Annotated in this window: 7 protein-coding genes and 1 tRNA gene; 5 read left to right on the top strand and 3 right to left on the bottom strand. The window is 36.8% G+C overall.

Annotation, left to right across the window (positions count from 1 at the left end; genetic code table 11):
- Nucleotides 1–289 precede the first annotated feature (289 nt).
- Entirely contained in the window at nt 290–871 is a 582-nt protein-coding gene (locus AW17_RS22730; RefSeq protein ID WP_029280496.1) for a Crp/Fnr family transcriptional regulator, read from the bottom strand.
- Nucleotides 872–1,091: 220 nt separating this feature from the next.
- On the bottom strand, nt 1,092–2,078 hold the full coding sequence (locus AW17_RS22735) for a D-alanine--D-alanine ligase (RefSeq protein ID WP_029280498.1): 987 nt from the start codon (nt 2,076–2,078) through the stop codon (nt 1,092–1,094).
- Nucleotides 2,079–2,266: 188 nt separating this feature from the next.
- Between AW17_RS22735 and AW17_RS22740 the strand changes: the two genes are divergently transcribed.
- The 5 genes from AW17_RS22740 (at nt 2,267) to AW17_RS22760 (ending at nt 5,697) form a co-directional block, all read left to right on the top strand.
- The gene (locus AW17_RS22740; RefSeq protein ID WP_029280500.1) at nt 2,267–3,037 is read left to right on the top strand and encodes a PASTA domain-containing protein; all 771 of its coding nucleotides are present in this window, start codon (nt 2,267–2,269) and stop codon (nt 3,035–3,037) included.
- 19 nt (nt 3,038–3,056) lie between these two features.
- A complete protein-coding gene (gene mltG, locus AW17_RS22745; RefSeq protein WP_029280501.1) occupies nt 3,057–4,112 on the top strand; it encodes an endolytic transglycosylase MltG in 1,056 nt (351 codons plus the stop codon).
- Nucleotides 4,112–4,519 (top strand): acyl-CoA thioesterase, encoded by a 408-nt coding sequence (locus AW17_RS22750; protein WP_029280503.1) that lies wholly within the window; start codon nt 4,112–4,114, stop codon nt 4,517–4,519. The genes mltG and AW17_RS22750 overlap by 1 nt, the downstream gene beginning before the upstream one ends.
- An 8-nt stretch (nt 4,520–4,527) precedes the next feature.
- Nucleotides 4,528–5,517, top strand: a complete 990-nt coding sequence (locus AW17_RS22755) for a YihY/virulence factor BrkB family protein (RefSeq protein WP_029280505.1) — start codon at nt 4,528–4,530, stop codon at nt 5,515–5,517.
- Between the two features lie 95 nt (nt 5,518–5,612).
- Nucleotides 5,613–5,697: transfer RNA gene (locus AW17_RS22760), tRNA-Ser, on the top strand.
- A gap of 113 nt (nt 5,698–5,810) precedes the next feature.
- On the opposite strand, the gene AW17_RS23930 is transcribed toward AW17_RS22760, so the two are convergent.
- A complete protein-coding gene (locus tag AW17_RS23930; RefSeq protein ID WP_425339104.1) occupies nt 5,811–5,951 on the bottom strand; it encodes a transposase in 141 nt (46 codons plus the stop codon).

Consider the following 5,951-nt stretch of genomic DNA (forward strand, 5'->3'; position numbering starts at 1 on the left):
TGAAAATTATATCTTATTTACGCCTAATCCCGCTTTATCGTCCTGCTGAATTTATTTCAGCATCTTTTTAGCGTGAAAGACCCTGAAATAAATTCAGGGTGACGACCGTCTTAACAGAAAACTTGATTAAAACGCCACAAAATGAGATTTAATAATCGAACTCAGGTTAGAACGGAGATACGGTGCTATGGCTTAGTTGGGCCGAAATAAGCAATTACAAAATAATATCAATGATAGGGATTAGTATATTGGTTCACTAGTTCATTGGTCATTTGTTCCAAATAAAATGCTAAACCTTTACTATTTTCCCTTTAACGGTTTTAATCAGGCCTTTTTCGGCTAGTGTTTTAGTGCCACGGATAACTGTTTCTACCCTTAAACCAGTCATATCGGCTAATTCTTGTCGCGTTACCTTTAAATTTTCACCTACAACAATATCATCGAGAAGGTAATTGATAATCGTTAACAATCGATGCTCAGCCTTTTCGCTTGCCAGTTCTTCCAGCATCATCGATTTATAAAAAAGGCGGTTGCTTAGTGTCCGGATCAGGTCCATGCTAAAATCGGGTTCGTTTTTGATCAAACCAAAGAAATCTTCTTTATTTACGGCAATAATCTGCGAATCTTTATTGGTGATGGTAAAAGCTAAATAAGGCCAGTCGATCAATAATGCAGGTTCGCCAAAATACTGCCCCGTTTTAAAAACCCCTTGAATAAATTCCTTTCCTTCATCACTAACGGTAACCATTCTTACCTCGCCTGATTTGATAAAATACACGTAGCGTGGCTGCATACCGGGCTCGTAAACAACCGAATCTTTTGGATAGCTTTTGAGTTTTAAACCTTTATCAATCAGTTTTTGGAAGTTCATCGTCATTTAGGCCAATAAGTACTTAAGAGGTCTATAAAAGATCTTAAAGATTATTTTCGATATAATTATATGTCACTTGTCATTCTGAACGAAGTGAAGAATCCCTAGCCAATGAAACACCTAACCTAAATTACCTCGCTAACAAAGCCAATAGATCATAAAAGCATGCTAATATCTTAAAGATTCTTCATTGCATTCAGAATGACAAAGTTCACGAAGACTACCCTAATGTTTCTTTCATTAAACGGGTGTAAAACTCTTTCAATGTAATACCCATTGCCGCTACCTGTTGTGGGATAAAACTGGTTGCTGTTTGCCCAGGAATGGTATTGATTTCGATAAAATAAAATTTACCGGTTCCTTCTTCCAGGAAATAATCAACACGTACCACTCCCCTGCAATTTAGTTTCTTATATACATCCTTTACCACTTGTTGTACGCGACTCACCTCTTCTTCATTCATTCTGCCTGGTGTAATTTCTTCAGTTGCACCTGGCGTATATTTGGCTTCGAAATCAAAAAACTCATTTGCCGGAATCACTTCTGTGGTTGGCAAAACAATAATTTTTCCTTCAGCGCCAAAAATGCCTATCGAAAACTCTCTACCACTAACAAACTCCTCAATTAAAATCTGATCATCTTCTTTAAAAGCCTTTTCTATAGCACTTTCCAGATCATCAGCATGTTTTACCTTACTCATGCCAATGCTACTGCCCCCACTATTTGGTTTAACAAAATAAGGCAATCTCAGATCTTGCTTAATTTGATTTAAATTATAGTTACCACCTTTAAATATCTGAACAGATTTTGCGGTGTACAGGTTATCAATGCCTTCTACAACCGCTTTGGTATAACCTTTATTCATCGTAATTGACGAAGTTAGTGCATCACAGGCAGTATATGGGATACCTAACATATCAAAATAGCCTTGTAATTTCCCATCCTCGCCAGGCGAACCATGAATAGCAATAAAAACACCGTCGAACTTAATTTTTCTTCCTTCAAGCGTTAAGGAAAAATCATTTTTATCAATTTCAACTTTAACAGAATCAGCAGGCTCATAAAACCAGCCCTTTTCGTTCAGCATAATCTTATACACATCGTATAAATTGGGGTCGATATTTTGAGCAATAGTGGCTGCGCTTTTCACCGAAACAACCCATTCGCCTGTGGTACCGCCTGTTAACAATGCTATCGTTTTCTTCATGTTAAAAATCCTTTTATAAATAGAAATTGAATATAAATATATCCTCAAAAATATAAATATCTTTGTGCTTTAGTAATATTGAAGGAGAGAATTTATTGAATGATTGAATGAGGAAATGGATTCTATAATTCAATCAATCATTAAAATAGTTACATTTGAGCCTGTACGCATAACCCAAATTAAGATTCATGTCTAAATTTATAGATTATTTAAAAACCAAATCGTTTAGAAACAATATTTTAGCTGCAATAGTAACCGTTGTAGTGCTTCTACTGGTCGCTTTTTTTAGTTTAAGATATTATACCAAACACGGACAGGGCTTAAATGTACCTATGGTAAAAGGCTTATCTTTTGAGCAGGCAGTTAAGAAACTCGAAGATGCCGGATTAAAATATGAAGTAGATTCTGTTTTTATTATGGATCAACCTGCAGGAATTGTAATTGATCAGGATCCTGATCCCAATACTTTTGTTAAAGATAACCGTACCATTTACTTAACCATTAACGCAGGTAAAACACCGAATACAAAATTCCCTGATATAGCGTTTAAGACCTTAAGAGAAGCACAGGCTATAATAGAGAGCTCTAGATTAAAACTTGGAGATACGACCTATAAGCCAGATGTAAGCCGTGATGTGGTTTTAGAAGCTTCTTTCGGCGGTCAGCCAATAGCAGTCGGACAGATTGTGCCTGTTGGCTCCAGGATTAACCTGGTATTGGGCGATGGACGTGGAAACGAAGAAGTAGATATTCCACAACTAATGGGATTAACGATGGATGAAGCGAAATTTAGCCTAAGAGGTTCGAACCTGAGTTTAGGCACTATTATTTACGATGGCCCTATTACCGATAGTGCTGCTGCCATTATTATTAAACAAGATCCTATGCTGGTTGATTCGTTAACCAAAGTGGCTATAGGCACAAAGATTAACATTACCCTATCCAACAAACAACAATAAACACGTATCATATTTACAGATGACTGAAGTAGAAAAAAAGAACATGAGTACAGGCAAAAAAGTGGCAATAGTGATTGCACTTGTTGTTATTTTAATTGCTGGTTACTTTGCGTTAAATATTTACAGGCTTTACTTTGCCCCCAACGTTACCGAAAATCAAAAATATCTATATATCAAAACCGGAAGCAGCTACGATGATCTGATCGCAGAAATTAAAAAGAAAGATCTGGTAAAAAGCATCTCTTCTTTTACTGCGGCTGCCGGAAAAATGAATTTAGCTACAAGCGTTAAACCCGGACGTTACCGTTTAACCAAAGGAATGACCAACCGCAGTTTAATTAACTTAATTAAAGCTGGAAATCAAGATCCGGTTAAATTGAAATTCCATAACATCCGCAAGAAAGAAAACTTCGCTGCATATCTGGCCAGCAATCTGGAAGCCGATTCGTTAAGCTTTATCAATGTTTTAGATTCTACGGCGCTGATTAGCAAATATGGTTTTAACCAGGATAATGTGTATGCCATGTTTATTCCGAACACTTACGAAATGTACTGGAATATTTCACCAGTTGATTTCTTTGAGCGCATGCACAAGGAATATGATAAATTCTGGACAGCCGACCGCAAGCAAAAAGCAGCAACTTTAAACCTGACTCCGGCACAGGTATATACACTGGCTTCTATTGTTGATGCAGAAGCGCTTTACGACAAAGAAATGCCCATTATAGCAGGTTTGTATTTAAACCGTTTGAATAAAGGCATATTGCTACAGGCTGATCCAACGGTGATTTTTGCAAACAACGATTTTACGGTAAAAAGGGTAACGGGAAAATTATTACAGGTACAATCGCTTTACAATACTTATAAATATGCTGGTTTGCCTCCAGGCCCCATTATGATGCCAAGTATTAATGCGATTGATGCTGTACTAAACCGCGATAACAACAATTACATTTACATGTGTGCCAAAGAAGATTTTTCCGGCTACCATAACTTTGCTGAAAATAAAGCACAGCACGAAATCAATGCAAAGAAATATCGTGAAGCTTTAAACAAAAGAAACATTTTTAAATAATGTATAGCCACAGTACAAAAATCAGGGTCCGGTATGGCGAAACCGATCAAATGGGTTATATGTATTACGGCAATTATGCACAGTACTACGAAGTAGGCCGGGTAGAAATGTTGCGCAGCTTGGGCATGAGCTATAGCTCGATGGAAGCTGATGGAATTATGATGCCTGTTTTGGAATTAAAATGCAAATATATTAAACCTGCCCTTTACGATCAGGAAATTACAGTAAAAACAATCATCAAAACCTTACCGGGCATCAGGATCTTTTTCGAGTACGAGTTGTATAACGAAAAAGAAGAGCTGATTAACATTGGGGCCACTACACTGGTTTTTGTTGATATGAAGAAAAACAAACCTACAAATCCACCCGAAAATTTTATGCAAAAACTATCGGTGTTTTTTAATTAACAAATACAATGGAATGGTTACATAGGCAATTATTACATCTTAAACTCTATTCTAGATTTATCGAATGGACAAAGGGATGCGTTTTGCCCGGTTTTAGCCCGCTTCCACTGTATACTGTAGCCACGTTTTTCTTTCGTGAAATTGGCAAAGATGCTTTGGTAAACAAGTCATCATCATTAGCTTATAGTTTCATGCTGGCTATTTTCCCTGGCATTATCTTCTTGTTTACGTTAATTCCTTTTATTCCAATTAAGGGCTTCCAGGATCAATTGTTGAACTTAATACAGCTTGTACTCCCACACAATGCTTTTGATGCCTTTGAAACCACATTGAAAGACATTATTAAAAACCAGAACAGGGGTTTACTATCTTTCGGTTTTTTATCGGCCATATTTTTTGCCACCAACGGAGTTAAAAACTTAATGAAGGCTTTTAATAAATCATCATTGATTATCGAAACCAGGGGCTGGTTAAAACAACGCTTAATTGCACTGGTATTAACTACGATTATTTGTTTTTCCATTATCATCTGCATCAGCGCTATGACTCTGGGAGAAGTTTTACTGAATAAGATCACAAACGAACTCCACATTAAGGGTAGTTTCCTTGCCTTTGCCGTAGAGTTTACCCAATGGGCACTACTGGCTATTTTATATTTTTTAACGGTATCTATCTTATATCGATATGGGCCAGCACATTCTAAAAAATGGCGATTCTTTAGTGCAGGTTCCTGGCTGGCTACCATTTTAGCTTTCCTTACTATTTGGGGCTTTTCTTTTTACATTAACCATTTTGCTTCATACAACAAAGTATATGGTTCTATCGGAACATTAATCGTAGTGATGATCTGGCTTTACCTTAATTCTTTGATTTTATTGATCGGTTTTGAACTCAATGCCAGCGTTGATGTGAGCAAAAGAAGTGTGAAGATTATCCGCCCTACCTTTAATTTGTTCAAAAAATCGGAGCCAATTGAAGAAAATATACAGAAGAAATAATTTTTTCTCCCTCTGTGTTAAGTAATTATCAAGTTTATATAAAAAAAAAGCATTCATAGTTTGCAGATTTAACCGGAGTTCGTACTTTTGCCTCCGGAAAGCTGGCAGAGTGGTCGAATGCGGCAGTCTTGAAAACTGTTGACTGTAACAGGTCCGGGGGTTCGAATCCCTCGCTTTCCGCAGAAAAATTAGAGCCTGAAATCATAAGATTTCGGGCTTTTTTCGTTTATCGAAACATCCATCCCATTCTAGCACAGGTCTAATGGATCAAGCAAAAAAGTTGGGGATTAATTCTAGGCATAAATTTTAGCTAATCTGAACAAGAAGAATTTTACATTTCTCACTCCCCTAAACTGTGATCTGAATGCTTTTATTTTAGCGTTGAAAGATTCAGCAGATGCATTGGTGCTTCTATTTGTAAAGTAGTTTAATAT

It is taken from the genome of Pedobacter borealis DSM 19626 (genome assembly GCF_000708285.2).
Classification (GTDB): Bacteria; Bacteroidota; Bacteroidia; order Sphingobacteriales; family Sphingobacteriaceae; genus Pedobacter; species Pedobacter borealis.